Source organism: Actinophytocola sediminis (genome assembly GCF_054779715.1).
This window is the reverse complement of record NZ_BAAGXS010000049.1, coordinates 125,563-151,855: the sequence shown is the minus strand read 5'-3', so window position 1 is coordinate 151,855 and position 26,293 is coordinate 125,563. Positions and strand designations below refer to the sequence as shown.

Annotated in this window: 26 protein-coding genes; 18 read left to right on the top strand and 8 right to left on the bottom strand. The window is 70.6% G+C overall.

Annotated elements, in window-relative coordinates; genetic code table 11:
- The first annotated feature begins 116 nt into the window (after positions 1-116).
- The 5 genes from ACYVIP_RS27995 to ACYVIP_RS27975 are packed head-to-tail and all read left to right on the top strand — an operon-like array spanning position 117 to position 5,920.
- A complete protein-coding gene (locus tag ACYVIP_RS27995) occupies positions 117-815 on the top strand; it encodes an alpha/beta fold hydrolase (protein ID WP_460401589.1) in 699 nt (232 codons plus the stop codon).
- Between the two features lie 40 nt (positions 816-855).
- Positions 856-1,698, top strand: a complete 843-nt coding sequence (locus ACYVIP_RS27990; protein ID WP_460401587.1) for a GNAT family N-acetyltransferase — start codon at positions 856-858, stop codon at positions 1,696-1,698.
- A gap of 28 nt (positions 1,699-1,726) precedes the next feature.
- The gene (locus tag ACYVIP_RS27985; protein WP_460401585.1) at positions 1,727-2,482 is read left to right on the top strand and encodes a glutamine amidotransferase-related protein; all 756 of its coding nucleotides are present in this window, start codon (positions 1,727-1,729) and stop codon (positions 2,480-2,482) included.
- A gap of 13 nt (positions 2,483-2,495) precedes the next feature.
- Entirely contained in the window at positions 2,496-5,477 is a 2,982-nt protein-coding gene (locus ACYVIP_RS27980; RefSeq protein WP_460401583.1) for a bifunctional [glutamine synthetase] adenylyltransferase/[glutamine synthetase]-adenylyl-L-tyrosine phosphorylase, read from the top strand.
- Between the two features lie 20 nt (positions 5,478-5,497).
- Positions 5,498-5,920 carry an acyl-CoA thioesterase gene (locus ACYVIP_RS27975; protein ID WP_460401581.1) on the top strand — a complete coding sequence of 141 codons (423 nt, stop codon included), beginning with the start codon at positions 5,498-5,500 and terminating at the stop codon, positions 5,918-5,920.
- On the opposite strand, the gene ACYVIP_RS27970 is transcribed toward ACYVIP_RS27975, so the two are convergent.
- On the bottom strand, positions 5,917-6,303 hold the full coding sequence (locus tag ACYVIP_RS27970) for a nuclear transport factor 2 family protein (protein ID WP_460401579.1): 387 nt from the start codon (positions 6,301-6,303) through the stop codon (positions 5,917-5,919). The genes ACYVIP_RS27975 and ACYVIP_RS27970 overlap by 4 nt on opposite strands.
- Before the next feature lie 99 nt (positions 6,304-6,402).
- Between ACYVIP_RS27970 and ACYVIP_RS27965 the strand changes: the two genes are divergently transcribed.
- Positions 6,403-6,966: a TetR/AcrR family transcriptional regulator gene (locus ACYVIP_RS27965; RefSeq protein ID WP_460401577.1), complete on the top strand. Its 564-nt coding sequence runs from the start codon at positions 6,403-6,405 to the stop codon at positions 6,964-6,966.
- A gap of 54 nt (positions 6,967-7,020) precedes the next feature.
- Here the strand turns inward: ACYVIP_RS27965 and glnA are convergent, their stop codons facing one another.
- On the bottom strand, positions 7,021-8,445 hold the full coding sequence (glnA, locus tag ACYVIP_RS27960; protein ID WP_460401575.1) for a type I glutamate--ammonia ligase: 1,425 nt from the start codon (positions 8,443-8,445) through the stop codon (positions 7,021-7,023).
- Between the two features lie 168 nt (positions 8,446-8,613).
- On the opposite strand from glnA, the gene ACYVIP_RS27955 reads away from it, so the two are divergent.
- The gene (locus ACYVIP_RS27955) at positions 8,614-9,099 is read left to right on the top strand and encodes an RDD family protein (RefSeq protein WP_460401573.1); all 486 of its coding nucleotides are present in this window, start codon (positions 8,614-8,616) and stop codon (positions 9,097-9,099) included.
- Positions 9,100-9,110: 11 nt separating this feature from the next.
- Here the strand turns inward: ACYVIP_RS27955 and ACYVIP_RS27950 are convergent, their stop codons facing one another.
- Positions 9,111-9,845, bottom strand: a complete 735-nt coding sequence (locus tag ACYVIP_RS27950) for a DUF4191 domain-containing protein (protein WP_460401571.1) — start codon at positions 9,843-9,845, stop codon at positions 9,111-9,113.
- Between the two features lie 92 nt (positions 9,846-9,937).
- On the opposite strand from ACYVIP_RS27950, the gene ACYVIP_RS27945 reads away from it, so the two are divergent.
- From ACYVIP_RS27945 to ACYVIP_RS27910, 8 genes are all read left to right on the top strand, one after another.
- On the top strand, positions 9,938-12,022 hold the full coding sequence (locus ACYVIP_RS27945; RefSeq protein ID WP_460401569.1) for an ATP-dependent DNA helicase UvrD2: 2,085 nt from the start codon (positions 9,938-9,940) through the stop codon (positions 12,020-12,022).
- A 122-nt stretch (positions 12,023-12,144) separates the two neighbouring features.
- Positions 12,145-12,381: a hypothetical protein gene (locus tag ACYVIP_RS27940; RefSeq protein WP_460401567.1), complete on the top strand. Its 237-nt coding sequence runs from the start codon at positions 12,145-12,147 to the stop codon at positions 12,379-12,381.
- A gap of 116 nt (positions 12,382-12,497) precedes the next feature.
- Positions 12,498-12,881, top strand: coding sequence for a WhiB family transcriptional regulator (locus ACYVIP_RS27935; RefSeq protein WP_460401565.1), 384 nt, complete (start codon positions 12,498-12,500; stop codon positions 12,879-12,881).
- Positions 12,878-13,105 (top strand): hypothetical protein, encoded by a 228-nt coding sequence (locus ACYVIP_RS27930; RefSeq protein ID WP_460401563.1) that lies wholly within the window; start codon positions 12,878-12,880, stop codon positions 13,103-13,105. Before ACYVIP_RS27935 ends, ACYVIP_RS27930 begins: the two co-directional genes overlap by 4 nt.
- Positions 13,106-13,590: 485 nt before the next feature.
- On the top strand, positions 13,591-13,830 hold the full coding sequence (locus ACYVIP_RS27925) for a hypothetical protein (RefSeq protein ID WP_460401561.1): 240 nt from the start codon (positions 13,591-13,593) through the stop codon (positions 13,828-13,830).
- 200 nt (positions 13,831-14,030) lie between these two features.
- Complete coding sequence (locus ACYVIP_RS27920; protein ID WP_460401559.1) at positions 14,031-14,675, top strand: DUF742 domain-containing protein; 645 nt, start codon at positions 14,031-14,033, stop codon at positions 14,673-14,675.
- A gap of 23 nt (positions 14,676-14,698) precedes the next feature.
- Positions 14,699-15,580 (top strand): class I SAM-dependent methyltransferase, encoded by an 882-nt coding sequence (locus ACYVIP_RS27915; protein WP_460401557.1) that lies wholly within the window; start codon positions 14,699-14,701, stop codon positions 15,578-15,580.
- Between the two features lie 16 nt (positions 15,581-15,596).
- On the top strand, positions 15,597-15,785 hold the full coding sequence (locus tag ACYVIP_RS27910) for a hypothetical protein (RefSeq protein WP_460401555.1): 189 nt from the start codon (positions 15,597-15,599) through the stop codon (positions 15,783-15,785).
- A 35-nt stretch (positions 15,786-15,820) separates the two neighbouring features.
- Here ACYVIP_RS27910 and ACYVIP_RS27905 read toward each other — a convergent pair whose 3' ends face one another.
- The 3 genes from ACYVIP_RS27905 to ACYVIP_RS27895 form a co-directional block, all read right to left on the bottom strand.
- Positions 15,821-16,750, bottom strand: a complete 930-nt coding sequence (locus ACYVIP_RS27905) for a hypothetical protein (protein ID WP_460401553.1) — start codon at positions 16,748-16,750, stop codon at positions 15,821-15,823.
- A 101-nt stretch (positions 16,751-16,851) separates the two neighbouring features.
- Positions 16,852-18,156, bottom strand: coding sequence for an ABC1 kinase family protein (locus ACYVIP_RS27900; RefSeq protein ID WP_460401551.1), 1,305 nt, complete (start codon positions 18,154-18,156; stop codon positions 16,852-16,854).
- Between the two features lie 5 nt (positions 18,157-18,161).
- Positions 18,162-19,268 (bottom strand): hypothetical protein, encoded by a 1,107-nt coding sequence (locus tag ACYVIP_RS27895; protein ID WP_460401549.1) that lies wholly within the window; start codon positions 19,266-19,268, stop codon positions 18,162-18,164.
- Between the two features lie 94 nt (positions 19,269-19,362).
- On the opposite strand from ACYVIP_RS27895, the gene ACYVIP_RS27890 reads away from it, so the two are divergent.
- Positions 19,363-19,923: a M48 metallopeptidase family protein gene (locus ACYVIP_RS27890; RefSeq protein WP_460401547.1), complete on the top strand. Its 561-nt coding sequence runs from the start codon at positions 19,363-19,365 to the stop codon at positions 19,921-19,923.
- 42 nt (positions 19,924-19,965) lie between these two features.
- On the opposite strand, the gene ACYVIP_RS27885 is transcribed toward ACYVIP_RS27890, so the two are convergent.
- Positions 19,966-21,321, bottom strand: coding sequence for a zinc-dependent metalloprotease (locus tag ACYVIP_RS27885; RefSeq protein ID WP_460401545.1), 1,356 nt, complete (start codon positions 21,319-21,321; stop codon positions 19,966-19,968).
- An 81-nt stretch (positions 21,322-21,402) separates the two neighbouring features.
- Here ACYVIP_RS27885 and ACYVIP_RS27880 point away from each other — a divergent pair, with 81 nt between their 5' ends.
- Entirely contained in the window at positions 21,403-22,500 is a 1,098-nt protein-coding gene (locus ACYVIP_RS27880) for a YlbL family protein (protein WP_460401543.1), read from the top strand.
- A gap of 93 nt (positions 22,501-22,593) precedes the next feature.
- Here ACYVIP_RS27880 and ACYVIP_RS27875 read toward each other — a convergent pair whose 3' ends face one another.
- Positions 22,594-23,142, bottom strand: a complete 549-nt coding sequence (locus ACYVIP_RS27875) for a PPA1309 family protein (protein ID WP_460401541.1) — start codon at positions 23,140-23,142, stop codon at positions 22,594-22,596.
- A gap of 142 nt (positions 23,143-23,284) precedes the next feature.
- Here ACYVIP_RS27875 and ACYVIP_RS27870 point away from each other — a divergent pair, with 142 nt between their 5' ends.
- Complete coding sequence (locus tag ACYVIP_RS27870) at positions 23,285-26,239, top strand: UPF0182 family protein (protein ID WP_460401539.1); 2,955 nt, start codon at positions 23,285-23,287, stop codon at positions 26,237-26,239.
- The last annotated feature ends 54 nt before the right edge of the window (positions 26,240-26,293 follow it).

The window sequence follows — 26,293 nt, the reverse complement described above, 5'->3', positions numbered from 1 at the left end:
CTGCACTCGACAGGGTGTGGGAGAGTAGGACACCGCCGAACATTTCTTGCGACAGGCCCCCGGGTTTACCCGGGGGCCTGTTGGCTTTTCTGGGGTTCTGCGGAAAGGTGTCCGGTGTGGCCACTTATGTACTACTTCACGGCGCTACGGACGCGTTCTACTGGCACCGGGTGATCCCGCAGCTGCGGGACCGCGGACACGAGGTGGTCGCGCCCGATCTGCCCATCACCGACGAGCAGGCGAACTTCGCCGACTACCTGGACGCCGCGGTCCGGGCCATCGGGAATCTGTCGGACGTGATCGTCGTCGGACATTCCATGGGCGCCTACACCGCGCCGTTGGTCTGCCAGCGGGTACAGGTCAAGCTCATGATCCTGCTGTCGCCGATGATCCCCACGCCGGGAGAGACGGCGGGCGACTGGTGGGAGAACACCGGCCAGCCGGCGGCCCAGCGCGAGTCCGACGAGCGCGCCGGCCGCGATCCGCAGGCCACCTACGACGTGCTGACCACCTTCTTCCATGACGTGCCGAAGGACGTCATCGCCGAGGTGGTCGCGCATGGCGTGCCGGATCAGGCGGAGGGCATCTTCACCCATCCCTGGCCGATGGAGGCCTGGCCGGACGTGCCGACCAGGGTGCTCGTCGGTCGCGACGACCGGTTGTTCCCGATCGACCTGGCCCGCCGGGTCGCCAAGGAGCGCCTCGGCATCGTCGTGGACGAGACCCCCGGCGGCCACCTGCTGGCGCTCGGCCACCCGGACGTCGTCGTCGACTGGTTGGAGTCCTATCGCGTCGACCACGAGCGTTCGGGCTAGGACACCCCGGCTCCCGTGACGAAGCACTAGCTTCTAGCCCATGGACGTCCAGGTCTACGACGAGCCAGCCAAGTTCCGGGCCGCGATCGGCGACCTCTACACCGCCGATCCCGTGCGGCACACGCTGGCGGTCACGGTGTCGCAACGTTTCCTGGACGACCCGGCCATCACCCCGGTCATGCTCACCGTGCACCGCGACGGCGTCCTGCACGGCGCCGCGTTCCGCACGGCGCCCTGGCCGCTGGTGATCAGCGGCCTGCCGCCAGACGCCGCCGACCCGGCGGCCGAGCTGCTGGCCGAGCACGACCCGACCCTGGCCGGCGTCAACGGCCCGCGTGCGTCGGCCACGGCCTTCGCCGACGCCTGGGTGCGCTACACCGGCGACGCCCAGCGGGAGGTCATCGGCGGCCTGCTATACCGGCTCGAGGAGTTACTACCGCCCGAGGTGCCCGGCGGCGCCCGCGTCGCGACCGAGGCCGACGTGCCGCTGCTCGTGCGCTGGCGGCGGGACTTCCAGGTCGAGTCCCGGGGCCACGACCGGCACCTCGAGCGGTCCGAGGAGCTGATTCGGCGCGGCCTGGCCATCGGCGACGGCGTCGTCATCTGGGAGCACGACGGCCAGCCGGTGTCCTGGGCCAACGTCAGCCGGCCGGTGGCCGACATGTGCCGCGTCGGCCCGGTCTACACCCCGCCCGCCCACCGCGGCCACGGCTTCGGCTCGGCGGCCACCTCGGCGGCCTCGCAGTGGGCGTTCGACGCCGGCGCGCGGCACGTGGTGCTGTTCACCGACCTGGCCAACCCGACGGTCAACTCCATCTACCCCAAGATCGGCTACCGCCCGGTGTCCGAGACCGCGGAGATCGAGTTCACCGCCACGGCGTGACCGGTTGGGCGCTGACTACCCTGGACTCGTGACCAGCCTGCTCGTGATCCAGCCCGATGTCACCGACCCGCTCGGTCCGCTCGGCGACTGGCTGACCGGCGCCGGTGCGGTGCCCACCGTGGTGGCGCCACACCGGTTGTCCACCGACCTGCCGGCCGACCTCGACGGCTATGCCGGCCTGGTCGTGCTCGGCGGCGGCATGGGCGCCACCGACGACCTGGACCACCCGTGGCTGGCCGACGTCCGACGCCTGCTGTCCAGCGCGGTCACCCGGCGCGTGCCGACGCTCGCGATCTGCCTCGGCGCCCAGCTGCTCGCGGTCGCCGCGGGCGGCGGCGTGCGCCTCGGCGAGGAGGGCCCGGAAGCCGGCCCGCACCTGGTCGCCAAGCGCGACCTCGGCTGGACCGACCCGCTGTTCGCCGACCTGCCGCTGATGCCGGACGTGCTGCACTTCCACAACGAGGTCGTCGACCCGCTGCCGCCCAACAGCGTGCTGTTGGCCTCCGCCACCCGGTACCCGAACCAGGCGTTCCGGGTCGGCCGGGTCGCCTACGGCCTCCAGTTCCACATCGAGACCACCACCGAGACCGTGCTGGCCTGGGCCGAGGAAAGCCAGGAGACCGCCGAGTTCGCCCGCCCGGGCACCATGACCGTCGAGTCGCTCGACCAGCTGCACGTCGACCTCGAGGAGACCTGGCGACCGGTGGTGGCCAAGTTCGTCCAGCTCGCGGCCGGTGCGCTGGATCCGGCGCCGCGACCGCAACTGCCACTGCTCGGCCACTGACGGGGTAGCGACGATGGCCGATCCCGTCCGCTCGACGCCCTCGATCGCCAGATACGGGCTCACCGACGACCGCGCCGCCGACTACCTGCGCGCGGCCGGCTGGTGGACCGACTCCGGCCCGGCGCCCGACCGCGAGGACAGCATGGTCGGGCTGTCCCGGGTGCCGGATCCGGACCTGGCGCTGCTCGCGATCGACCGGCTGCGCACGGCCGACCCGGACGGCTGGCGCGGTTTCGACCTCGCGCTGGCCACCGACCGGGGACTGCGTGGGCGGCTGCTGGCGGTGTTCGGCACCTCCAGCGCGCTGGCCGACTTCGTGATCGCCCGGCCGGGGGAGTGGCGGCGGCTGCTCACCGACCGCCGGCACTCGTTCGCCGAGTACGCCAGAGTGCTGCTCGAGGCCGTCGACGCGGATGAGTTCGGGGTCGCCGGGCTGACCGGCGCCGAGGCGGTGCGCGCGCTGCGCGCCGGCTACCGCGGCCTGCTCCTGGAGATCGCCGCCGACGACCTCGGCCACCTGGTCCAACCCGACCTGCCGGTGCCGACATTCGCGCAGACCACCGCGCGGTTGACCACGCTGGCCGAGGCCGCGATCCGGGCCGCGCTCGCGGTCGGCGAAGCCGAGGCCGGGCCCGCGCGGGAGCGGTGCCGGCTCGCGGTGATCGCCATGGGCAAGTGCGGCGGGCACGAGCTGAACTACGTCAGCGACGTGGACGTGCTGTTCGTCGGCGACGGGGACATCGACGTCGCCACCCGGCTGGCCAGCGCGGTGATCCGGGTGGCGAACCAGGCCTGCTTCGAGGTCGACGCGGCGCTGCGACCGGAGGGCAAGGCCGGGCCGCTGGTGCGCACGGTCGACGGGCACGTCGCCTACTACCAGCGCTGGGCGCGCACCTGGGAGTTCCAGGCGCTGCTCAAGGCCCGGCCGATCGCCGGGGACGACGAACTCGGCGCCGACTACCTGGACGTGGTGCGCTCGCTGGTCTGGGCGGCGGCCGACCGGGACAACTTCGTCGACGACGTGCGCGCGATGCGCCGCCGGGTCGAGGAGCACGTGCCGGCCGAGCTCGCCGGCCGTGAGCTGAAGCTCGGCCGCGGCGGGCTGCGGGATGTCGAGTTCGCCGTGCAGCTGCTGCAGCTGGTGCACGGCCGCAACGACGACGCGCTGCGCCGGCGGTCCACCGTGGACGCGCTGGCGGCGCTCGGCGAGGGCGGCTACGTCGGGCGGACCGACGCCGCGGAGCTCGGCGAGTCCTACCGGTTCCTGCGGCTGCTCGAACACCGGCTGCAGCTGTTCAAGCTGCGGCGGACGCACCTGTTCCCGGCCACCGACGACACCTCGGGGCTGCGCTGGCTCGCCCGCGCGTCCGGCATCCGGCCCGAGCGCGGCCGGGGTGAGGACAAGCGGCTGCTCGACGAGTACCGCCGGCACGCCCGCCGGGTCCGCCGGCTGCACGAGAAGCTGTTCTACCGTCCGCTGCTGGAGGCCGTGGCCAGGGTGCCGGGCGAGGCGCTGCGGCTGTCGGCGAAGTCCGCGCAGGCCAGGCTGGCCGCGCTCGGCTTCGCCGCGCCGGACGGCGCGCTGCGCCATATCGAGGCGCTGACCACCGGGGTGTCCCGGCGCGCGGCGATCCAGGGCGCGCTGCTGCCGGCGTTGCTGGAGATGCTGGCCGAGACCCCCGACCCCGACGGCGGCCTGCTGGCCTACCGCCGGGTGTCCGAGGCGCTGGCGAGCACCGAGTGGTACCTGCGGGTGCTGCGCGACGAGGCGGCGGTGGTGGAGCGGCTGGCGGCCCTGCTCGGCACGTCCAAGCTCGTGCCGGACCTGATCGTGCGGGCCCCGGAGGTGCTGCGCCTGCTCGGCGACCCGGACAAGCTCGCCGGCCGGGACACCGACGAGGTGGCGACCTCGCTGCGCCAGGCGGTGAACCGACAGGCCTACCTTGGCAACGCGGTCGCCGCGGCCCGGTCGCTGCGCCGGCACGAGCTGCTGCGGGTGGCCGCCGCGGACCTGCTCGGGTTCCTGGACGTGCTGAGCGTGTGCCACGCGCTGTCCAACGTCTGGCTGGCGGTGCTGCAGGCGACGCTGGCGGCGGTGGACCGCGCGGAGAGCGCGGCGTCGGGCCGCCGGGCGAACATCGCGGTGATCGGCATGGGCCGGCTCGGCGGGGCCGAGCTTGGCTATGGCTCCGACGCGGACGTGCTGTTCGTCTGCGAGCCGATCGCCGGCTCCTCGGACGCGGACGCGGTGAAGTACGCCAGCCGGGTGGCCCAGACCGTGCGCAAGCTGCTCGGCGCGCCCAGCCAGGACCCGCCGCTGCTGGTGGACGTCGACCTGCGCCCGGAGGGCCGGCAGGGCTCGATCGTGCGCACGCTGGAGTCCTACCGCTCCTACTACGGCCAGTGGGCCGAGATCTGGGAGGCGCAGGCGTTGCTGCGGGCCCGCCCGATCGCCGGCGACGAGGACCTCGGGGCGCGGTTCGTGGCGCTGATCGACCCGCTGCGGTACCCGGAGGGTGGCCTGGACGCCGACCGGATCAGGGAGATCCGCCGGATCAAGGCGCGGGTGGACACCGAGCGGCTGCCGCGCGGCGCCGACCCGGTGCTGCACACCAAGCTGGGTCGCGGCGGCCTGGCCGACGTCGAGTGGACCCTGCAGCTGCTGCAGCTGCGGCACGCCTTCGCGGTGCCGGAGCTGCGCACCACCTCGACCATCGACGGCCTCGGCGCGGCCGCGGCCGCCGAGCTGATCGACCAGGAGGACGCGACCGCGCTGCGGGCGGCGTGGCTGCTGGCGACCAGGACACGCAACGCGCTGACCCTCGTGCGCGGCAAGGTCACCGACCAGGTGCCGGCCTCCGGGCGTGACCTGGCCGCGGTGGCCGCGATCCTGCGCCAGACCACCGACCCCGACCCCGGCGAGTTCCTCGACTCCTACCTGCGGACGATGCGGCGCGCGCGGGCTGTGGTGGAGCAGCTGTTCTACGAGGACTGAGCCGTCCGTACGGTGGAGGCGTGACGTTTCGAATCCCCATCACCGTGCGGAGCTACGAGTGTGACTCGCTCGGCCACGTGAACCAGGCGGTGTACCACCAGTACGCCGAGGTGGCCAGGATGTCGGGCTTCGGCGCGGCCGGCTGCGAGTGGGAGGATCTGCGCGGGCGTGATCTCGGCCCGATCCTGCTGTCCTCGACGATCAACTACCGGCGGGAGCTGCGGGCCACGGAGTCCATCGAGGTCTCGTGTGCGGTGAAGTTCGGTACGGGCAAGACGTTCAGTGTGGACTCGATGATCACCAAGGCGGACGGCACCGTGTCCGCCGAGCTGTACTGCGTGGTCGGGCTGATGGACCTGCGGGCGCGCAAGCTGGTTGCCGACCCGAGGGCGGTGCTGATCGAGGCCGGCTACCGGCCCGAGATGCTCGAGACCCGGGACTAGCTCGCGGCCCTGGCCAGGGCGGCGTGGTCGTGGTAGTCGCGGGAGGCGACGATCCGGCCGGCGCGCACGCGCAGTACCTGGATGTTGTGCACGGTGCTCGTGTGCCCGGTCGTGGTGTTCTCGGCGAGGTAGTCGTACTCGACGATGACCACCTCCTGGTCAGCGGTCTCGTGCAGCACGACGTTGGTGGCGGTGACCCGCAGCGGCAGGTTGGCCGCGCCGGCGAAGTGGGCGGCGACCGCGGCGCGCCCAGCCAGCACGACGGGCTCCTGGCTGAAGGGCTGCTCGACCACCGCGTCCTCGGCGTAGAGGTCGGGCAGGTCCGACCAGCTCCCCCGGCTGATCGCGTCGAGCAGGCTGGTGGCGACCTTGCGCGGGTTCATCGGGACTCCGTCCACTAGGATTCGGAGTCGCTACTCCGTTTCGTCGCCGACGATACGGACTGTTCACTCCGCTTGTCAATTTCCGGGGAGGTGAACGCCATGCGCGCGGACGCGCGCCGCAACCGGGAACGGGTGCTCGAGGCGGCCGAGTCGGTGTTCGCCGAGCAGGGCGCGACCGGGTCGACCGAGGAGGTCGCCCGCCGGGCCGGCGTCGGCATCGGCACGGTCTTCCGGCACTTCCCGACCAAGGAGGCGCTCTACGAGGCGATCGTGGTGCGCCGGCTGTCGCGGGTGGTCGAGGAGGCCGGGCCGCTGACCTCGGCCGCCGACCCGGACCGGGCGCTGCGCGCGCTGTTCGACCGGCTGGTCGACGAGGCGGCGACGAAGAAGGCCTTTGCCGACACCATGGCCGTGGTCAGCCTGGACGTGAAGGCCGCGGCGCCGACCGTGGGCGACCAGATCCGCGACACGATCGGCACGCTGTTGGCGGCGGCCCAGGACGCGGGCACGATCCGCGCCGACATCGGCCTGGCGGAGGTCATGGTCCTGCTGGCGGGCGTCTGCCTGGTCGCCGAGCACACGCCCGACCCGGCGCTGCGCGCGGCCGCGCTGTCGGTGGTGTTCGCCGGGCTGGCCAGTACAAACGGGCCGGCGACCGGGTAAGTCCCAGGGTCGCCGGCCCGTGGCCGGTGCGGTTACCGATCAGACGGTCGCCGATCAGACGTCGTAGTACAGGGCGAACTCGTAGGGGTGCGGACGCAGGCGCAGCGGGTCGATCTCGTGCTCGCGCTTGAAGTCGATCCAGGTCTCGATCACGTCCGGGGTGAACACGCCACCCTCGAGCAGGAACTCGTGGTCGGCCTCGAGGCTGTCCAGCACCGCGTTCAGCGATCCCGGCACGGTGGCCACGTCCTTGGCCTCCTCGGGCGGCAGCTCGTAGAGGTCCTTGTCGATCGGCGTCGGCGGCTCGATCTTGTTCTTGATGCCGTCCAGGCCGGCCATCACCATCGCGGAGAACGCCAGGTACGGGTTGCCGGACGAGTCGGGGCAGCGGAACTCGATCCGCTTGGCCTTCGCGTTGTCGCCGGTGATCGGGATGCGCACACATGCCGACCGGTTGCGCTGGGAGTACACCAGGTTGATCGGCGCCTCGTAGCCCGGCACCAGCCGGTGGTAGGAGTTGACCGTCGGGTTGGTGAACGCCAGCAGGCTCGGCGCGTGGTGCAGCAGGCCGCCGATGTAGTGGCGCGCCGAGTCGGACAGGCCCGCGTAGCCGGACTCGTCGTAGAACAGCGGCTCGCCGTCCTTCCACAACGACTGGTGGCAGTGCATGCCGGAGCCGTTGTCCCCGAAGAGCGGCTTGGGCATGAACGTCGCGGTCTTGCCGGCGGCCCACGCGGTGTTCTTCACGATGTACTTGAACAGCTGCAGGTCGTCCGCCGCGTGCAGCAGCGTGTTGAACCGGTAGTTGATCTCGGCCTGGCCCGCGGTGCCGACCTCGTGGTGGGCGCGCTCCACGGTGAAGCCGGAGTCGATCAGCTGGTTGGAGATCTCGGCACGCAGGTCGGCGAAGTGGTCGACCGGCGGCACCGGGAAGTAGCCGCTCTTGTACTTGGTCTTGTAGCCGCGGTTGCCGCCCGGCTCGTCGGTGCCGGTGTTCCACCAGCCCTCGACCGAGTCGATCTCGTGGAACGAGCCGTTCTCCGCGGAGTCGAAGCGCACCGAGTCGAAGATGTAGAACTCCGCCTCCGGCCCGAAGTACGCGGTGTCGGCGACGCCGGACTCGGTCAGGTACTCCTCGGCCTTGCGCGCGATGTTGCGCGGATCCCGGCTGTAGGCCTCACGGGTCAGCGGGTCGTGCACGAAGAAGTTCATGTTGAGGGTCTTGTCCCGGCGGAACGGGTCCACTCGGGCGGTGGCCAGGTCCGGGAGCAGGAGCATGTCCGACTCGTGGATCTCCTGGAAGCCGCGTACCGAGGAGCCGTCGAAGGCGAGGCCCTCACTGATCGTGTCCTCGTCGAACGACTGCACCGGCACCGTGAAGTGCTGCATGATGCCCGGGAGGTCACAGAACCGGACGTCGACGAACTTCACCTCTTCGTCGGAGATGAAACTCAGGACCTCGTCGGAAGTGTTGAACACGCTCGTTGGCTCCTTACTCGCTGGACCGGCTACGCCGTCGCGGCCAAGCTATGAGGGCGGTGTTGCCCGACCATCACCTCAATGTTTCGCTGAGGTTAACGACGAGTCCGCGAACCTTTGAGCATGCCAGTCGGCACCCGTCAGCGCACCTGGTCCTACGCTGGTGGGGTGAGTGACAGGTGGACCGGGACGTGGTTGTCCGGGCTTGGTTCGGCCGGGGAGTCCGACGGCGAGCCGCCGCGGTGGCCGGGTGAGCGGCTCGGGCTGCCGAAGGAGGGACCGGGCGCGGTCGGCGGCCGGGGCGCGCGGTTCGCCGCGCTGTTCGTCGACCTGGTGCTCGCCGCGCTGGTGACGACCCTGTTCGTCGAGACCGACCTGGACCGGCCGGAGGTCATGCAGACCTTCAACTACTGGGCGATCCTGGTCTGGTTCGTGATCTCGGTGATGGCGGTGTCCCTGTTCGGGTTCACTCCCGGCAAGTTCGCGCTCGGGCTGCGGGTGGTGCGCCTCGACGGCGCGCCGATGGTCGGGCCGCTGCGCGCGATCCCCCGAGCGATGTTGACCGCGATCCTCGTGCCGGCCGCGCTCCAGGACCAGAACGGGCGCGGACTGCACGACCGGGTGATCGGCACGGTCGTCGTCCGCACCCGCTAGTACGCGCTTGGTTACCGGCGGCGCATGGCGCGCTGCACGCTGCGCATCTTGGCGCCCTGGGGCATCGGGCCCTTCGGCATCTGCGGGCCGGCGGCGCGCTGGGCCAGGGCGGCCATGCGCTTCTCCAGCACGTCGATCTGCACCGGCTTGAGGTTGTTCGGCAGCTTCATGATCCGCGACTGCAGCCGGCGCAGCGGGACCTGGTCGTCCTCGTTGCCGACGGTGAAGTCGTAGATCGGGGTGTCGCCGACGACGCGGGCCACCCGCTTCTTCTCCTGGGCCAGCAGGGACTTCACCCGGTGCGGCGAACCCTCGGCGACCAGCACGACGCCGGGCCGGCCGAGCACGCGGTGCACGAAGTCGCCCTGGGTGGTGCCGGCGACGGCCGAGGTGACCCGCCAGCGGCCGCGCATGTTGTCCAGCGCCCAGCCCGCCGCGCCCGGCTGGCCGTCGGCCTTGGCGTAGACGTTGCGCTGGACCCGGCGGCCGAACAGGATCACGGCCGCGAGCAGGCCGAAGGCGATGCCCACCGGCAGCAGGAACCATTCGATGCCCAGCAGCAGGCCGATGACGAACACCACGCCCGTCACCAGGACGAACGCCAGGGCCATCAGCGGGATGAGCGCCTTGTCTTCCTTGCGTTGCATGTTGAACGCCTGGAAGATCTGCTTCCGCTTGGCCTTGGACGCCGCTTTCCGAGTCTTCTTCGCCTCGGCGAGCGCCGCCTTGTCCTGCTTCTTCGCCATAAGTACAGGATACGGGCCGCGCCTACGCCCGAGTCGGGCCGCCACCGTGTCCGTCCCCGATCTGAGCGCGCCGGTCTGTCAGGATGCCGTGCATGGTTGGGCAGGTGGCGGCGGATGACACGGACAGTGATGGACCGCTTACCGGACTGGATCCCGAGCAGCATGCCGCGGTCGAGGCCCCCCGGGGACCGGTCTGTGTGCTGGCCGGAGCCGGGACCGGCAAGACCCGCACGATCGTGCACCGCATCGCGCGGCTGATCCAGTCCGGACACGTCGCCGCCGGGCAGGTGCTGGCGGTGACGTTCACCGCGCGGGCGGCCGGCCAGATGCGGACCCGGCTGCGGGCGCTGGGTGTGCACGGGGCGCAGGCCAGGACGTTTCACGCCGCCGCGCTGCGGCAGTTGCGGTACTTCTGGCCGAGGGTGGTCGGCGGGCCGCAGTGGGACCTGCTCGAAGGCAAGCTGCGGGTGGTCAGCCAGGCCGCGCACCGGGCGGGTGCCGGGACCGAGGCCGAGATGCTGCGCGACCTGGCCAGCGAGATCGAGTGGGCGAAGGCGTCGCTGATCACCCCGGACGACTACCCGGCGGAGGTGACCAGGGTCGGCCGCCAGGCGCCGGGGCCGGTCGAGCAGGTCGCGGGCGTGTACCGGTGGTACGAGGCGTTGAAGTCCAAGGCGAACCTGCTGGACTTCGACGACCTGTTGCTGCACACCGCCGCCGCGCTGGACGAGCACGCGGTGGTGGCCGAGGAGTTCCGGGATCGTTACCGGTGTTTCGTGGTCGACGAGTACCAGGACGTCACGCCGCTGCAACAGCGCGTGCTCGACGCGTGGCTCGGGGAGCGCGACGACCTGACCGTGGTCGGCGACGCGAACCAGACCATCTATTCGTTCGCCGGCGCCTCGCCACGGCCGCTGCTCGGGTTCACCCGGCGGTTCCCGCACGCGACCGTGGTGCGGCTGGAGCGGGACTACCGGTCGACGCCGCAGGTGGTGTCGCTGGCCAACCGGGTGATCGGGGCGGCGCGGGACCGGCCGGCGGGGTCGCGGTTGCGGCTGGTCGGCCAGCAGGCGCCTGGCCCGGAGCCGGCGTTCGCCGAGTACGAGGACGAGCAGGCCGAGGCGGCGGCGGTGGCCAGGCGGATCGTCGAGCTGATCGACGACGGCACCGCGGCGAGCGAGATCGCCGTGCTCTATCGGGTGAACGCGCAGTCGGAGGCCTACGAGCGGGCGCTGGCCGACGTGGACGTGCCGTACCTGGTGCGTGGCGGGGAGCGGTTCTTCGCGCGGGTCGAGGTGCGCCAGGCGACCGTGGCGCTGCGCACGGCGGCGGCGGGCGCGCCGACCGGGGAGCTGCCGAAGATCGTCCGGGAGCTGTTGGAGCCGCTCGGGCTGGCCGCCGAGCCGCCGGCGGGCGGTGCCGCACGGGAGCGGTGGGAGTCGTTGTTGGCGCTGGTCGAGCTGGCCGAGGAGTTGGCGAGCCAGGTCGAGGGGGCCGACCTGGCGCAGTACGTGACCGAGTTGGACATGCGGGCGCGGGCCCAGCATCCGCCGACGGTCGAGGGCGTCACGCTGGCGTCGTTGCACGCGGCGAAGGGCCTGGAGTGGGACGCGGTGTTCCTGGTCGGGCTGGTCGACGGCACGGTGCCGATCCAGCACGCGGACGGGAACGACGTGGCGGTCGAGGAGGAGCGGCGGCTGCTGTATGTGGGCGTGACCAGGGCGCGGCGGTATCTGTCGCTGTCGTGGGCGCTCGCGCGCGGTGACGGGGGCCGGCGCAACCGCAGGCGGAGCCGGTTTCTCTACGGGTTGATCCCCGAGGACCACGCGGCCGCGCGGGTGTCCAGGGCACGCCGTGAGGCGGTTGGCCCGGCGACGGCCGCCAGATGCCGGGTGTGCGGTGCCGCTCTGATCGACGCGGTGGCCACGAAGCTCCGCCGGTGCGCCGGTTGCCCGGCGGATCTGGATGAGGAGTTACTGGCCAGGCTCAAGGAGTGGCGCGCGAAGCGGGCGCGCGGGCTCAAGGTGCCGGCGTACGTGGTGTTCACCGACGCGACGCTGATGGCGATCGCCGAGCAGCGGCCGCTGGACGTGGCCGGGCTGGTGTCGATCGCCGGCATCGGAGCGAACAAACTGGACAAGTTCGGCACCGAGGTGCTTGCGTTGCTGCGTCCTTGAGAGTGACCCGTAACGCTTTGCGCGGAAGTCCCGAAAAACCTGTTGCATGCCTGTGGTGTGGGCTAATAGCCTGCAGAGGCAGGACAGAAGTGCCCCAAGATCCTCGGAGGGAGGTGGCCAGCGTGGAGAGCAAGCCGATGTACGTGTGCACCCCTGGCTACCCGATGGCCGAGGGCGGCGCTGTGCGCGCGATCAATGAGGCGTTCCTCGTGAAGGCGTCTCTCGTCGTCGATACGCACGCGATGAAGCCGCTGCAGCGCGAGCGGATCACCGCTGTTGCCGCTATCGCCCCTGCCCCGGTGCAGACCACTGCTCTGCCGTCCATTTCGTCCGCTTTGACTCGTGAGCGCAGAACTTGACCCGACGTCAAGTCGACAGGCTCACGAAGGCCGCGGACCCGTAATCGGATCCGCGGCCTTCGTGTTTTTCCAGGTAAGTGAGCAAAACCGCGATGAGAGAACTGGAGTTCCAGCTAATGAGTACCGCGACTGTCCCACTGCAGGGTGGGGTGCCTCCGGAACTGTTCGGCCCGGGGGCCGGCGTGAGCGAGTTGCTCGACGTCGCGCCGTCGGCCGGGCTTGACCTGCCGTGTCGGTCGGGTGACAACCCCGACCTGTGGTTCGCCGACACGCCAACTGACCTCGAGCAGGCGAAGCGGCTGTGCGTGGACTGCCCGGTCCGCAGCGAGTGCCTCGCCGGTGCGCTGGCCAGGCAGGAGCCGTGGGGTGTTTGGGGTGGCGAGATCTTCGAGCGGGGCGCGGTGATCGCCCGCAAGCGGCCTCGGGGGCGTCCGCGCAAGGTGGACGTCGCTCGTGAGGCGGCCGAGCGTGCCGCGCGTGCCGAGGAGGCAGCCGCATGAACACAGTGCTGGTCGACCAACTGAACGATCTTGTGAACGACAGCCACCAGAAGGGCTCGAAGACGATGTTGATCTATGAAAGCCTTGCCAGAGAACGAATGCGCGAGGCGGAACAGGTTGCGCGAAACCAGCGCCTGGTCCGCCGGTTGAACTCCGCCAAGCGCTGGCAGCGGTTCTCCCGCTGGGCAGCCAGGCGAGCCGAGCGGGCCACCGACCTGCTCTGAGCTTCGACCGACGCACTTCGCCGAGCCGCCCGTCACCACCGTTCGTGGTGACGGGCGGCTCGCTCTGTGGGGCCCGACATGGGTATGGAACGTGTCGGTAACACGTGCGTCACCGAACGTCCTGATCTCGCTCGTATGGTGTTGTGCTGGCCATACACCCTGCCAACAGGACGACGAAGTGAGCTCCCACGAAGATGCTCCTCGCAAGCAACCGACCACCGGCCGACGCCGCCTGGCCAAACGCACGAGAACGCGCGGCGTAGGCAGAACCGGCGCCCGCTTCCCCTCCGCGGCGATCCTCAACGAGACGGATCCGGCGGACTCAACGGATCCGGCGGATCCGGCGGAGTCTTCGGACAGTTCCGGGCCGCCGACCGGATGGTCGGCTGACGGGTCACCGGAAGTGCGGCCGGGGCCGTCACCCGCCTGGCCGGTCTCCGACCCCGGCCGCGTGGGTGCCGAGTGGTCGGCCGGCGGTGTCGAGAGTGGCCGCGAGGTCGGGTCAGCGGGCTGGCCCGACGACGGTGGCCGCGAGCTGGGGCCGGTGGACTGGTCGGCTGGTGGTGCTGGCGGCGGTTCGCACGCCGGTCCGGTGGGCTCGTCGGCTGGTGGTGTCGACGGTGGCCGGGAGGCCGGGCCGGCCGGTTGGTCGGCGGATGGTCGTCATGCCGGGCGGGTGGGGTGGCCGGCCGGCGACGGTTCGGGTGAACCCGGTGATCGATTAGCCGGCCGGCCGGGTGCCGGTTCGGGCTGGGGTGGCGAGGGTGGTGGGGATCCGGCGTGGACGGGTGGCGCCGGCGCTTATGGGGGTTCGGGTTGGGTGGCGGATGGGCAGGGTGGTGGATCCGCGGCAGAGCCTGGTCGGGGTGTGGTCGGTGGGCCTGGCGGTGAGCTGGAGGATTCGTCCTGGGCTGATCAGAGTGGGGTGTGGCCCTCCGTTGCGGAGCGTCCGGACGGGACGTGGGACAGCGTCGAGGACACGGTGGAGATCGCCGAGTTGGCTCCGGACGACGCGGGCGACGCGGAGTCCGTGGATGACGGGATCGGGCGGACCGGGGCGAGGTTCGGGCCGTACTCGGCTCGGCGGGGCAAGCGGGGCAAACGTTCGTCGGTGTCGTTGGCGTCGGGGGAGGAGCCGAGTACTGACGAGGTGGGCTTCGTCTACCAGTCCGGGGCGCGCGGATTCGGGGTGTCGGCGCCGGTCTCGGGTGCGGAGGAGGCACAGCCGCTGCCGTGGGCGTCGGCCATCGTTCGGCCCTATGCGCACACCGGCGGGCGGACGCGGTCCAGTCGTGACCTCGCACTGGAGGCGTTGGTCTCCGCCGACGCGTGGGGTGCGGCCGCGTCCTCGACACCGCAGCGGCGGGCGATCATGGAGCTGTGTGCGCAGCCTCGGTCGGTCGCCGAGATCGCCGCGTTGCTGTCCGTGCCACTCGGGGTCGCCCGGGTGCTGATCGGGGACCTCGCCACGGACGGGGCGGTGCTCGTGCACCCGACGGCGAGCGTTGACGGCGAGGCGCCCGAGCTCGACCTCATGCGACGCGTCCTGACTGGTCTGCGCAGACTCTGACCTACGCGACTAACGTCGCGCCCATGGCGCACACCCACGACGGCATCGACTGGAACGATCGGCTCACCGCCCTCCGACGTGCGGATGAGACGACAGCCGACACCGATCGGCAGGTCGCGCAGCGGTTGATCGGGATGCTCGCTCCTGGTGGGAAACCTCCAGTCGTGGTCGATATCGGATCCGGTGCCGGTGGCATGAGTGCCGCGTTCGCCGCCGTGCTCGCCGGGCGTGGTGGTGGCCGGGTGGTGCTCGCGGACGCGGTGGACGCGTTGCTGACCTCCGCGACCGAGCACGTCACCCGGGCGGCCGGCGATTCCGTGCTGGTGTCGGCCGTGTCGGTCGACGCCGCCGATGACGCGCTGGCCTCGGTGCTGCCGCAAGCCGATCTGGTGTGGGCGTCACGCGTGGTGCATCACCTGCCCGACCAGCAGCAGGCCATCAACCGGCTGGCCACGGTGGTGGCGCCGGGCGGATGGTTGGCACTGAGCGAGGGCGGGTTGCACACCCAGTGCCTGCCGTGGGACCTCGGCGTCGGCCGGCCAGGGCTCAGCGATCGGCTCATCGCGGCCCGTGCCAGGTGGTTCGTGCGCATGCGGGCCGAGATGGCGGGCTCGGTGCGGCTACCGGCTGGTTGGACCAGCGCGCTGGCCACCGCCGGTCTGACCGGGACGTTCTCGTTCAGCTGTCTGACCGACCACCCGGCACCGGCCAACGAGTTGGTTCGACTGTCTGTTGTGGACTGGTTGGGGTGGAACTCCTCGGTTGGCGACGAGTACCTCGATGAGTCGGATCGTGCGGCGGTGCAACGGTTGTTGGACCCGGACGACGACGCCTACGTCGGCAACCGCGATGACGTGTATCTTCTCGGCGCGACGACAGTCCATTTGGGACAGAAGAGCGGCTGACGTACGATTGCGCGTCATGGCAGACCGTTCCCAGGAACCCCCGATATGCGTGCGCTGTGACCGCTCGCGTGCCGACGCGACTCCGGCCGAGGCGCTGGCCTGGAGTATCGAGAACGACCGGAAGGGTCAGTCGTGGCTCTGTCCGGTGTGCGTGCGGGTGCACGTACGGGACATCGAGGGGAAGCTACCGGTGGAGTACTGGTGATCATCGGTCGCGCTGCTTCTTGTCGTTGAGCAGGCTCATAGTGATTCCCGTTCGACGTACGTGGGATGTCTGTGGTGGGGGTTGGTGGTGGCGTAGCTGAAGGCCGTGACCAGTTCGCGGATCACCACGGACGGGGCCTGGCGCAGGCGGGCCGGGTCGGTGTGCAGCAGGGTTATGCCGGCCGAGGTGAGCATGGGGCGGGCCTGTTCGGTGGTCGGGAGGGGATGTTGTTGGCTGTCGCCAAGGCGCCAGGCGAGGCCCGCTTCCGGCCACCAGGCGTCGGCGACGCCCAACGTGGTGCCCTGCGCGGTGTAGAGGGGGACCTGCCAGCTTGGCGGGGGCAGGGGAGCGTTGCGTAGTAAGCGTTTGGCCATGGCCAGGCTTACCGGGACCACCTGCCGCTCGGCGTCGGTGAGCAGGGCGCGGACCGCGGCGCTGCCGCGCTGGTTGCCGGTGTTGAGCTCGCGGCGGATCTCGGTGAGCGTGCACCTGCCGTGGTGAACCGGGCTGAACAGCAGCGTGCGGAGCCGGTCGCGGTTGCTCTCGTGGCGGGCGGCGTCGATCGTGGCGCGGGCCAACGGTGCTACGGGCAGGCCATGGCGGCGTTGGGGAGCGGGTAGGCGCGTGGTGCGTTCGATCGTCACGTAGGCGCGGCTGGGGACTCGACGGGTCGCGGGGATCAGGACCTGGACCTCGTCGGTGGGCGGCACGGGGATGCCGTGGGCGTGGATGGCGTCGGTGCCGGTCAGGATCGCCTGTCGGCCGGCGTAGATGAGGGCGGCGCGTTGGCGTTGACGGCGGCTCGGTTCGGCGTTCGACAGCAGGATGACGCCGGGGAGGACCCGCTGCCACGGGCCGGACGGGCGGCAGCGGGCGGCGATGGCGTGGGTGGTGAGGCCGGCGGTGCGGAGTTGGGCGCTGCCGATCACGTTGTCCTGGGGGCGGGGAGGCGCGGGGGTGGTCATGTCTTGATGGTCGGTGGGAACCGGGGTGGGGGCCAGGCGGGGCGGTCGCGCTGTGGACAAGTCGAGGAGCGAATGTCCGGAAACGGGCGTGCGGGGGCGGTCTACGTGGTGAAACCGGGTTGCCAGCGGGTGATGAGATCGCGCACCGGGAGTTCCGCGTCCAGCTGGCACAGGATGCCCGTCGAGCCGCCGAGCACCCGGTGCAGCATCAGGTACTGCGGCGGCAGGTTCAGCGACCGGCCGGTTCGGAAGTCCTGGCCGCGCATGTCACCGACCCGCATCGCCTGCTTCTGCATCCACCGCCGGGTGAAGTGGAACGTCTCCGTGCGCACCGGCTCCACGAACGGCGCCAGGTAGGTGAACACGTGCTCGGCCGCCAGCTCCTGCTGGTCGGCGCGGATGAACTGCTCGTCCTGCAGCAGTTTCAGCAGCGCGCAGCTGTCGCCGTCGAGCGCGAGGCGGACCATCCGGCCGTGTGCCTCGGGCAGCCCGGTCGGCAGGTGGGCCACCGCGCCGAAGTCGATCACGCACAGCCGGCCGTCGTCGGTCAGCATGAAGTTGCCGGGATGGGGATCGGAGTGCAGCATGCCGACCCGCGCCGGCGACGAGTAGTGGAACTCGGCCAGCAGGTAGCCGGCCAGGTCGCGCTCGGCCCGACTGCCGTCGCGAATGACCGACGCCAGCGGACGCCCCGTCACCCACTCGCTGACCAGCACCTTCGGTGCGCTGGCGACCACTCTCGGCACGATCACGTGCTCGTCGCCGGCGAACTCCTTGGCGAACGCGCGCTGGTTGGCCGCCTCCGAGCGGTAGTCCAGCTCCTCGCTCATCCGGTCGGTCAGCTCCTGGAGCAGCGGCTTGACCTCGGTGCCCGGCACCAGCATCTGGAACAGCCTGCTGAACCGCTGCAACTGCCGCAGATCGGACAGCAACGCCTGGTCGGCGCCCGGGTACTGCACCTTCACCGCGACCTCGCGGCCGTCGTGCCAGACCGCCCGATGCACCTGCCCGATGCTGGCCGCGGCCGCCGGCGTGTCCTCGAACGAGGAGAACCGGTCTCGCCAGGAGCGGCCAAGCTGCTCGGCCAGCACCCGGTGGGTGGCCTGGCGGCTCATCGGCGGCGCCGCGGACTGCAGCTTGGTCAACGCCTCGCGATAGGGCTCGGCGAACTCGCTCGGCACAGCCGCCTCGAACACCGACAGCGCCTGGCCGAACTTCATCGCGCCGCCCTTGAGCTGCCCGAGCACGGCGAACAACTGCTCCGCGGTCTTGGCCGACAGCTCGGCGCTCACCTGCTCGGCGTTCTGCCCGACCAGGCGTTTTCCCCAGCCGCCGACCGCTCGGCCGGCGACTCCGAGCGGGATGCTGGCGAGCCGGGCCGTCCTGGCCGCGGTCTTTCGAGGCATCTCCGTCACGTTCTCGATTCTCTCAATTCCGCGTTGGTGTTCGCAGCAACATTGGAGCAGCGCGACAGCACGCCACACGTGCACGCTACGTGGGCCGGCCACGCGCGGTGCCGGATTGTCGCTGAGCCGAGGTCGAGTTCCAGTGTGGCCTCGCAGGTCTTCGGCGGCCCGCCGAGATCGTTGACCCAGCGCAGCCCGTCCAGCGCCTCCCGCACGGCGAGCGCCGCGGTGGCCCGCGTGCTGGCCAGGTCGGCGAGCTGGACCTGCCCGGCCAGCTGCAGGGCCACCGCCGGCCAGTGTTCGTCGAGTTCACAGCGGTGCAGGTCGGCGCACCGCAGGCAGCTCGTCCGGCCGGGCAGCACCAGCGGCCCGACGACCCCGACCCCGTCGCGCATCCGCGCCGCCAGGTGCGGCACCCCGGCCGAGTTCAGCGCGGCCACCCTGGCCGGCTCGTGCACCAGCGAGTCGGCCAGGATCACCAGGTCAGGGCCGCGGTCGACGCGGAAGGCCCTGGTGGCCACGGCGGCGTCCACCCGCGCCAGCGCCTGCCTGGCCGCCGCGCGGCGCCTGCGGCCGACATCGGCCGGCAGGTAGCCGGTGCCGGTGTCCTCCGGTCGCACCGAGCCGGTGGCCTCGACGTGCACCCAGCCGACGCCGGCATCGGCCAGCAGACAGGCCACGGCCACCGCGAGCCGGCCGTCGCCCCGCACCGCGACCGCGAGGCCGCGTCTGGCGGCCACGTCATCTCGGTCACAGTCCAGCACGCCAGCCTCGGTCTCGGCCGCGGCGTGCATGGCCGAGGCGGCCACGTCCCCGGCGAGCCGCGCGGGCAGCGGCGGCGCCGGTCTGGACGCGTCCTCCAGCAGGCCGCGAGTGGCCAGGGCGACCAGCGCGGTGCGCATCGTCTGACCGTGCTCGCCAAGCCCGGCGATCAGCGCGTCGGCTTCCTGACGGCCGTTGAGCCGCTGCACCGCGGCGGCGACGGGCTCGGGCAGTCCGGTGACCACCGCGGCCAGCCGAGGATCGAGGCCGACCTGGATCTGGTCCGGTTGTCGGCGGAGTACCCGCAGGTCAGGGATTATTCGGGGGCGTTTTGGCAGGCTCTGGTCCATGGTGTGAGCCTGCCCGTGGCCGGGGGTGGCGACGAAATCGTTATCCACAGGTCGCCCAGGTGGCTTCCTTTTGTGTGGAACTCGTCCTCCCGCGATGTCGGTGCTTGGTCGTAACGTGGCTACCGTGTCCGAACCCCGCGTCGAGGTGCGCCGAAGCAAACGTCGCACCCGCACCGTCACCGCGTATCGCGAAGGCGACTCGCTGGTTGTGCTGATCCCCGCCCGGTTGTCGAAGGCGGAGGAAGCGCACTGGGTAGCTGAGATGCAGCGCAAGCTGTTACGTGGCGATACCAAGCGTCGTCCCCCGGCCAAGACCTCGGACGCGACCCTGTTGCGCCGATGTCAGGAGCTGTCCGCACGACATCTCAACGGCCGGGCGGAGCCCGCCAGCGTGCGCTGGGTCGCCCCGATGCGCACCCGGTGGGCCTCCTGCACACCCTCCGACCGGTCCATCCGCGTCAGCGAGCACCTGCGCGAGGTGCCGCCATGGGTGTTGGACTACGTACTGGTGCACGAACTCGCCCACCTGCTGGTACCCGCGCACAACGCGCGGTTCTGGGGCCTGGTGCGCGACTATCCGAAGACCGACCGGGCGATCGGCTACCTCGAAGGCCTGTCCGCCGCGGCCGGCTGGGGGATCACCGGCGAGGACTGAGTGGGTCGGGAGCTGAGGTTGGCCAACCTCAGCTACCGGCCGCTACCGCTCGTCGCCGTCGGTGTCCTTGTTCTCGTCCGTCGGCTCGTCGGCGCTCTCGTTCCTGCTGTCCCGCTCGGCCTGCTCGGTGCGCCTGATGGCGGCGATGGGGTCGTCGTCGATGGTCAGGTTGCCCAGCCGGTCGGCGAAGTCCATCGGCTCGTCCAGGTCCTCGGCCGTCGGCACCAGGTCGGGGTGGGCCCAGATGCCGTCCCGCACCTCGAGGCCGTGCCGGTCGCCGACCAGCCGCCACAGCGCGGCCGCCGCCCGCAGCCTGCGGGGGCGCAGCTCGAGGCCGACCAGCGTGGCGAAGGTCTGCTCCGCCGGCCCACCGCTTGCCCGGCGGCGGCGCAGCGTCTCCCGCATGGCGTCGGCACCGGGCAGCCGATCGGTCACCGCGTCGCCGACGACCACGTCGACCCAGCCCTCCACCAGGGCCAACAGCGTCTCCAACCGGGTCAGCGCCGCCTGCTGCTCGGGGGTGGTCTGCGGCTCGAGCATGCCCGAGCGCATGGCGTCCTCGATGGACTGCGGGTTGCTCGGGTCGACCTGGGTGGCCAGCTGCTCCAGCGCGGAGGTGTCCACCCGGATGCCGCTGGCGAACTCCTCGACGGTGGCCAACAGCCGCTGCCGCAGCCACGGGACGTGCGCGAACAGTCGCTGGTGGGCGGCCTCGCGGGTGGCGAGGAACACCATCACCTCGCTGCTCGGCCGCTCCAGGCCCTTGGTGAACTCCTCGATGTTGCCCGGGACCAGCGCCGCGGTGGCCGGCGGGCCGAGCGGCAGGCCGATGTCGGTGGAGGTCAGCACCTCCGAGGCGAGTTGGGCCAGCGCGTTGCCCAGCTGCGAGCCGAACGCCATGCCGCCCATCTGCCCGACCATCGACAGCAGCGGGCCCGCGGCCTGCTTGGCCTCGGCCGGCAGCGCCTCCACCCAGGCGCCCGACACGCGCCTGGCGACCGGGTCGCACAGCCGCTGCCAGGTCGGCAACGTGTGCTCGACCCAGTCGCGGGAGGTCCAGGAGCGGGAGCTGGTGGCCCCGGCCGGCAGGATCGTCACCGGGTCCAGCCACATCTCGGCCAGGTGCACCGCGTCCCGCACCGCGCTCACCGAGTCGGCCGGTGGGCCGAAGCCGGGCTGGCCGGCGAGCTTCTGCAGGGCGATCTGCTTGGCCAGGTCGTAGTTGACCGGCCCGCTGGACGTGCCGGTCTGGCTCAACATCTGGCCGAGCTGGCTGAGCATCTGGCCGAGCTGGTTGAACGCCTCGGCCGGGTTCTCCTGCCCGCCCTGGCCGGACGAGTCCTTCTTGTCGCGGTCCTCAGGGTTCGGCGGTCCGAAGCCGAAGGGAAACTCGGTCATAATGTCCACGGTACGCGGCACCGCCGCGCCGGTGACGCGCGGTGATTCGCTCATCGAGAACAAGCCGTACTCTTGCTGCTCGTGAGTGACGCACCGACTCAGCAGGTTCCGGCAGAACCCGAGCATAACCCCGGCACCCGGCTGACCAGACGCGGCTGGACGATCGTGCTGAGCTTCGTGATCGCGGCGGTGCTCGGGCTGGTCGGCGGGCTGGTGCGGGTGCCGTACGTGTCGATCGGACCCGGCCCGACCTACGACACGCTCGGTCGGGTGAACGAGCAGGTCGTGGTGCAGGTCGAGGGGGAGAAGACCTACGGGACCAGCGGCCAGCTGCGGATGACCACGGTCTCGGTCAGCGACGACATCACCCTGTTCGGCGCGCTCGGGATGTGGGTGAGCGGCCGGTACGCGCTGATGCCGCGCGACGAGTACTTCGGCCCCGGCCAGACCGAGCAGGACCTGGAGCGGGAGAACACGAAGATGTTCCAGGACTCGCAGAGCGACGCCGAGGTGGCGGCCCTGCGGTACCTGGACTACCCGGTGAAGGTCGTCGCGCAGGAGGTCACCCGGGACGCGCCCGCGGACAGTGTGCTCGAGCCGGGCGATCGGCTGCTCGCGGTCAACGGCCGGCGGATCACCGTGCAGGAGGACGTGCGCGAGGCGCTGAACAACACCAAGCCGGGTGACCGGGTCGCCATCACCTTCCAGCACGAGGACCAGCCGGAACAGACCGAGACGGTCGCGCTGGGCAAGGCGGCGGACTTCGGCTCGGACAACCGCGAGCAGGGCTTCCTCGGCCTGCTGCCGATCGACCGCGCCGACGTGGAGTTCGAGACCACGATCCACCTCGAGGATGTCGGCGGGCCGTCGGCCGGGCTGATCTTCGCGCTGGCCATCGTCGACAAGCTCACGCCGGGGGAGTTGGAGAACGGCCAGACCGTGGCGGGCACCGGCGAGATCGACGTCAAGGGCAACGTCGGGCTGATCGGCGGGATCTCGTTCAAGCTGGTGGCCGCGCGGGAGGCGGGGGCGGAGACGTTCCTGGTGCCGGCGGGCAACTGCGCGGAGGCGAAGGCCAACGCGCCGGACGGGTTACGCCTGGTGAAGATCGACACCCTGGCCTCGGCGGTCGAGGCGCTGGAGGACCTGGAAGCCGACCGCAACCCGCCGAGCTGCTAGCGCAGGGCCGACTGCCATGAATGCCCCATTCGGGACGTTGAGCGTCGCCAATGCCCCATTCAGGGCATGGCAGCCGGGGGTGCGCCGCCGGAGCTAGCGCAGGGTCGTGAGTAGGGCGTCGGTGAGGTTCGGGGCCAGTTCGGGGTGCTCGACGAGCTCGTCGCCGTCGGTGTCCCGGCTCTCGGGGGCCCGGCCCTCGGCGCGCAGCCGGATCACGCACGCGGTCGTGCCGTCCCGCAGCACCGCGGCGACCAGCCGGGCCTCGCGGCGGCGGGGGTGCTCGGCGGCGATGCGGCGCATGGCGGCGGACTCGGCGGTCGAGTCGCCGGTCGGCAGGGCCGCCTCGGCCTCCGGGGGCAGCACCACGATCTCCTGGGCCAGGGCGCACCCGTGCACCGTGTCCGGCCACATGATGCCGGCCAGCGCCTCGGCGAGGTCCTCGTTGGGCAGCGCGTCCTGGGCCACCGGGGTCAGCGGCGCCTCCTGGTCCACCTGGTCGACCAGCTCCGGCGTGCGCTCGACCAGCTCGGCTGTCGGCACCAGCGCGAACAGCTGAGGTGGCTGGTCCCACCCGCCAGTGGCGACGAACTGCTCGACCTCACGGGCGAGCGCGGACAGGTGTTTGGCATGGCTGGCGGACATGGCCACCATCCTCACCTATCCTCGCCTCACGAAAACGACATACCCAGGTGGGAACCTGACGGGGCCCGAATAGAGTTGGACATCTAGGACAGCTCCTTGCCCTCGGTTCGGAGCCCGCAGACGCGATCCAGGAGAGTGCATCGTGGCCACACGGCCCCCGATCGGGATGCCCAAGTTGTCCCGGCGCGCCAAAATACTACTCAGTATCGCGGGTGGGATCATCCTCCTGCTGCTGGTCGGCGCCCGGCTGCTCGACACCTATGTCGACTGGTTGTGGTTCGGCGAGGTGGGGTTCCGGTCGGTGTTCTCCACGATCCTGCTGACCAGGATCGTGCTGTTCTTCGCGATCGCGCTGCTGGTCGGCGGCCTGCTCGCGGTGACACTGACCATCGCCTACCGCAGCCGGCCGGTGTTCGTCCCGGTGTCCGGCGCGGACGACCCGCTGGCCAGGTACCGCTCGACGATCGTGCAGCGGGTGCGCCTGTTCGGCATCGGCATCCCGGTGGTCGTCGGGCTGATCGCCGGCGCGACCGGCCAGGCGGACTGGCAGCCGGTGCAGCTGATGCTCAACGGCACCGCCTTCGGCGAGGTCGACCCCGAGTTCGGCAAGGACATCGGCTTCTACGCGTTCACGCTGCCGTTCGTCACCTGGCTGATCACCTGGCTGTACGTGGCCGTGATCATCTCGCTGATCGGCGCGATCGTCACCCACTACATCTTCGGCGGCATCCGGCTTGGCACCAAGGGCGACAATTTCTCGGTGCCGGCGCGGGTCCAGCTGTCGGTGACCGCGGGTGTGTTCGTGGTGGTCCTCGCGGTCGACTACTTCTTCGATCGCTACGAACTACTGTTCTCCACCCGGAACGACCTGTTCGCCGGCGCGACCTACACCGACCTGAACGCGGTGCTACCGGCCAAGCTCATCCTGATGTTCATCGCCGGGTTCTGCGCGGTGGCGTTCTTCGTCGGTGCGTTCGTGCGCAACCTGCAGCTACCCGCGATCGCGATCGTGTTGTTGATCCTGTCCAGCATTCTGGTCGGCTGGGCGTGGCCCGCGGTGCTCGAGCAGTTCTCGGTGCGGCCGAACGCGGCGGAGAAGGAAGCCGAATCGATCGAACGCAACCTGACCGCGACCAAGGAAGCGTTCGGGTTGACCGACGACAAAGTCGAGTACATCGACTATCCGGGCAAGACCAACGCGGATCCGGCCGACATCCGCAACGACAAGGGCACCATCCCCAACATCCGGCTGCTCGACCCGAGCATCCTGTCCCGCACGTTCACCCAGCGCGAGGGCAACGAGAACTTCTACGGCTTCCCGGAGAAGCTGGACGTCGACCGGTACGAGGTCGACGGCAAGGTGCAGGACTACGTGGTCGCCGCGCGCGAGCTCGACCCGAACCGGCTGATCAACAACCAGACCTCGTGGATCAACCGGCACCTGGTCTACACCCACGGCAACGGTTTCGTCGCCGCCCCGGCCAACAAGATCAACCGGGCGTTGTCGGAGGACGACACCAGCGGTGAGGGCGGCTATCCGATCTTCACGGTGAGCGACCTGGACGCCATCCAGCAAGAGCGCGAGATGGACATTCCGGTCGAGGAGCCGCGGATCTACTACGGCGAGCTGGCCACCGACTACGCCATCGTGAACGCCAGAGGCGAGTTCGACACCTCCAACGACCAGAACTACAAGTACGACGGCAAGGGCGGCGTCTCGGTAGGCGGCTGGTTCAACAGGTTCGTCTTCTTCGCGCAGTACGGCGAGCGGAACATCCTGTTCAACGGCGACATCAACGAGAACTCGAAGATCATGTACAACCGTGATCCCCGAGACCGGGTGAGTGACGTCGCGCCGTGGCTGACCGTGGACGGCGATCCGTACCCGGCCGTGGTGGACGGTCGCATCCAGTGGATCATCGACGGCTATACCACCCTGGAGAACTACCCCTACGCGCAGCGCACCCCGCTCGGCGAGGCCACGCAGGACGCGCTGACCGGGGCCGGGGTGGCCCAGCAGGAGAACCGCACGATCAGCTACATCCGCAACTCGGTCAAGGCGACCGTCGACGCGTTCGACGGCACGGTGACCCTGCACGCGATCGACGAGACGGATCCGGTGCTCAAGGCGTGGGAGAGCGTGTTCCCCGGCACCGTCAAGCACGGACCGATCGCCGACAGCCTGCGCGAACACTTCCGGTACCCGGAGGATCTGTTCAAGGTGCAGCGTGAGCTGCTCGCCCAGTACCACGTGGACGAGGCAGGACAGTTCTACTCGACCCAGACCTTCTGGGACACGCCCCCGGACCCGACCGGCGAGAACAGCACGAACGCCAACTCGCCGAAACAGCCGCCGTACTACGTGTTGGCACAGGCGCCAGGGCAGACGCAACCGACGTTCCAGATCACCAGCGCGATGACGTTGCTCAACCGACAATTCCTGTCCGCCTGGGTGTCGGTGTCGTCTGATCCAGCGGACTACGGGCAGTTCAGGGTGCTTCGACTACCGACAGAGGAACAACCCCAGGGCCCGGTCCAGGTACAGAACGCGTTCCGAACCACCGACAAGGTGACTGAGAACAGAACCCTGTTCCAGAACCCCAGCGTCACCGTCAGATATGGAAACCTGCTGACGCTACCGGTCGCCGACGGGTTGTTGTACGTCGAGCCGATCTATATCGAGCAGCGAGACGAGAACGCCTTCCCGCAACTGGCAAGAGTGCTGGTGTACTTCGGTGGGCAGGTCGGGTTCCAACCGACGCTCGACCAGGCGTTGGACGACGTCTTCGGTGAGGGCAGCGGCGACGCGACCACACCACCGGACGCGGAGGATCCGGGGACAGATCCACCGACAACCACACCGCCACCGGACGCGGATCCCGGCCAGACACCGGAGCTGGCGCAGGCGGTGGCTGATCTGGCGGCCGCGTTGGGCCAGCTGAAGGACGCCAAGGCGAGCGGCGACTTCGCCGCTGAGGGCCAGGCGCTGGCCGACCTGGACAAGGCGGTACGGGCCTACGAGGCGGCGGAGGCCGCTGCCGGTGGCGGCGGCGAGACGACGCCACCGTCGACCCCGCCGGGTGAAGGCGGCGGCTGACCCGCGACACACAGCAGAACGGCCCCTCGATTCGTCGAGGGGCCGTTCTGCTGT

Coding starts and splice junctions, on each gene's coding strand:
- ACYVIP_RS27935 (WP_460401565.1), top strand. CDS start 12,498: ATGAGTACCGCGACTGTCCCACTGCAGGGTGGGGTGCCTCCGGAACTG.
- ACYVIP_RS27980 (WP_460401583.1), top strand. CDS start 2,496: ATGGCCGATCCCGTCCGCTCGACGCCCTCGATCGCCAGATACGGGCTC.
- ACYVIP_RS27950 (WP_460401571.1), bottom strand. CDS start 9,845: ATGGCGAAGAAGCAGGACAAGGCGGCGCTCGCCGAGGCGAAGAAGACT.
- ACYVIP_RS27915 (WP_460401557.1), top strand. CDS start 14,699: ATGGCGCACACCCACGACGGCATCGACTGGAACGATCGGCTCACCGCC.
- ACYVIP_RS27910 (WP_460401555.1), top strand. CDS start 15,597: ATGGCAGACCGTTCCCAGGAACCCCCGATATGCGTGCGCTGTGACCGC.
- ACYVIP_RS27895 (WP_460401549.1), bottom strand. CDS start 19,268: ATGGACCAGAGCCTGCCAAAACGCCCCCGAATAATCCCTGACCTGCGG.
- ACYVIP_RS27905 (WP_460401553.1), bottom strand. CDS start 16,750: ATGACCACCCCCGCGCCTCCCCGCCCCCAGGACAACGTGATCGGCAGC.
- ACYVIP_RS27875 (WP_460401541.1), bottom strand. CDS start 23,142: ATGTCCGCCAGCCATGCCAAACACCTGTCCGCGCTCGCCCGTGAGGTC.
- ACYVIP_RS27900 (WP_460401551.1), bottom strand. CDS start 18,156: ATGCCTCGAAAGACCGCGGCCAGGACGGCCCGGCTCGCCAGCATCCCG.
- ACYVIP_RS27970 (WP_460401579.1), bottom strand. CDS start 6,303: ATGAACCCGCGCAAGGTCGCCACCAGCCTGCTCGACGCGATCAGCCGG.
- ACYVIP_RS27990 (WP_460401587.1), top strand. CDS start 856: ATGGACGTCCAGGTCTACGACGAGCCAGCCAAGTTCCGGGCCGCGATC.
- ACYVIP_RS27890 (WP_460401547.1), top strand. CDS start 19,363: ATGTCGGTGCTTGGTCGTAACGTGGCTACCGTGTCCGAACCCCGCGTC.
- ACYVIP_RS27965 (WP_460401577.1), top strand. CDS start 6,403: ATGCGCGCGGACGCGCGCCGCAACCGGGAACGGGTGCTCGAGGCGGCC.
- ACYVIP_RS27945 (WP_460401569.1), top strand. CDS start 9,938: ATGGTTGGGCAGGTGGCGGCGGATGACACGGACAGTGATGGACCGCTT.
- ACYVIP_RS27885 (WP_460401545.1), bottom strand. CDS start 21,321: ATGACCGAGTTTCCCTTCGGCTTCGGACCGCCGAACCCTGAGGACCGC.
- ACYVIP_RS27930 (WP_460401563.1), top strand. CDS start 12,878: ATGAACACAGTGCTGGTCGACCAACTGAACGATCTTGTGAACGACAGC.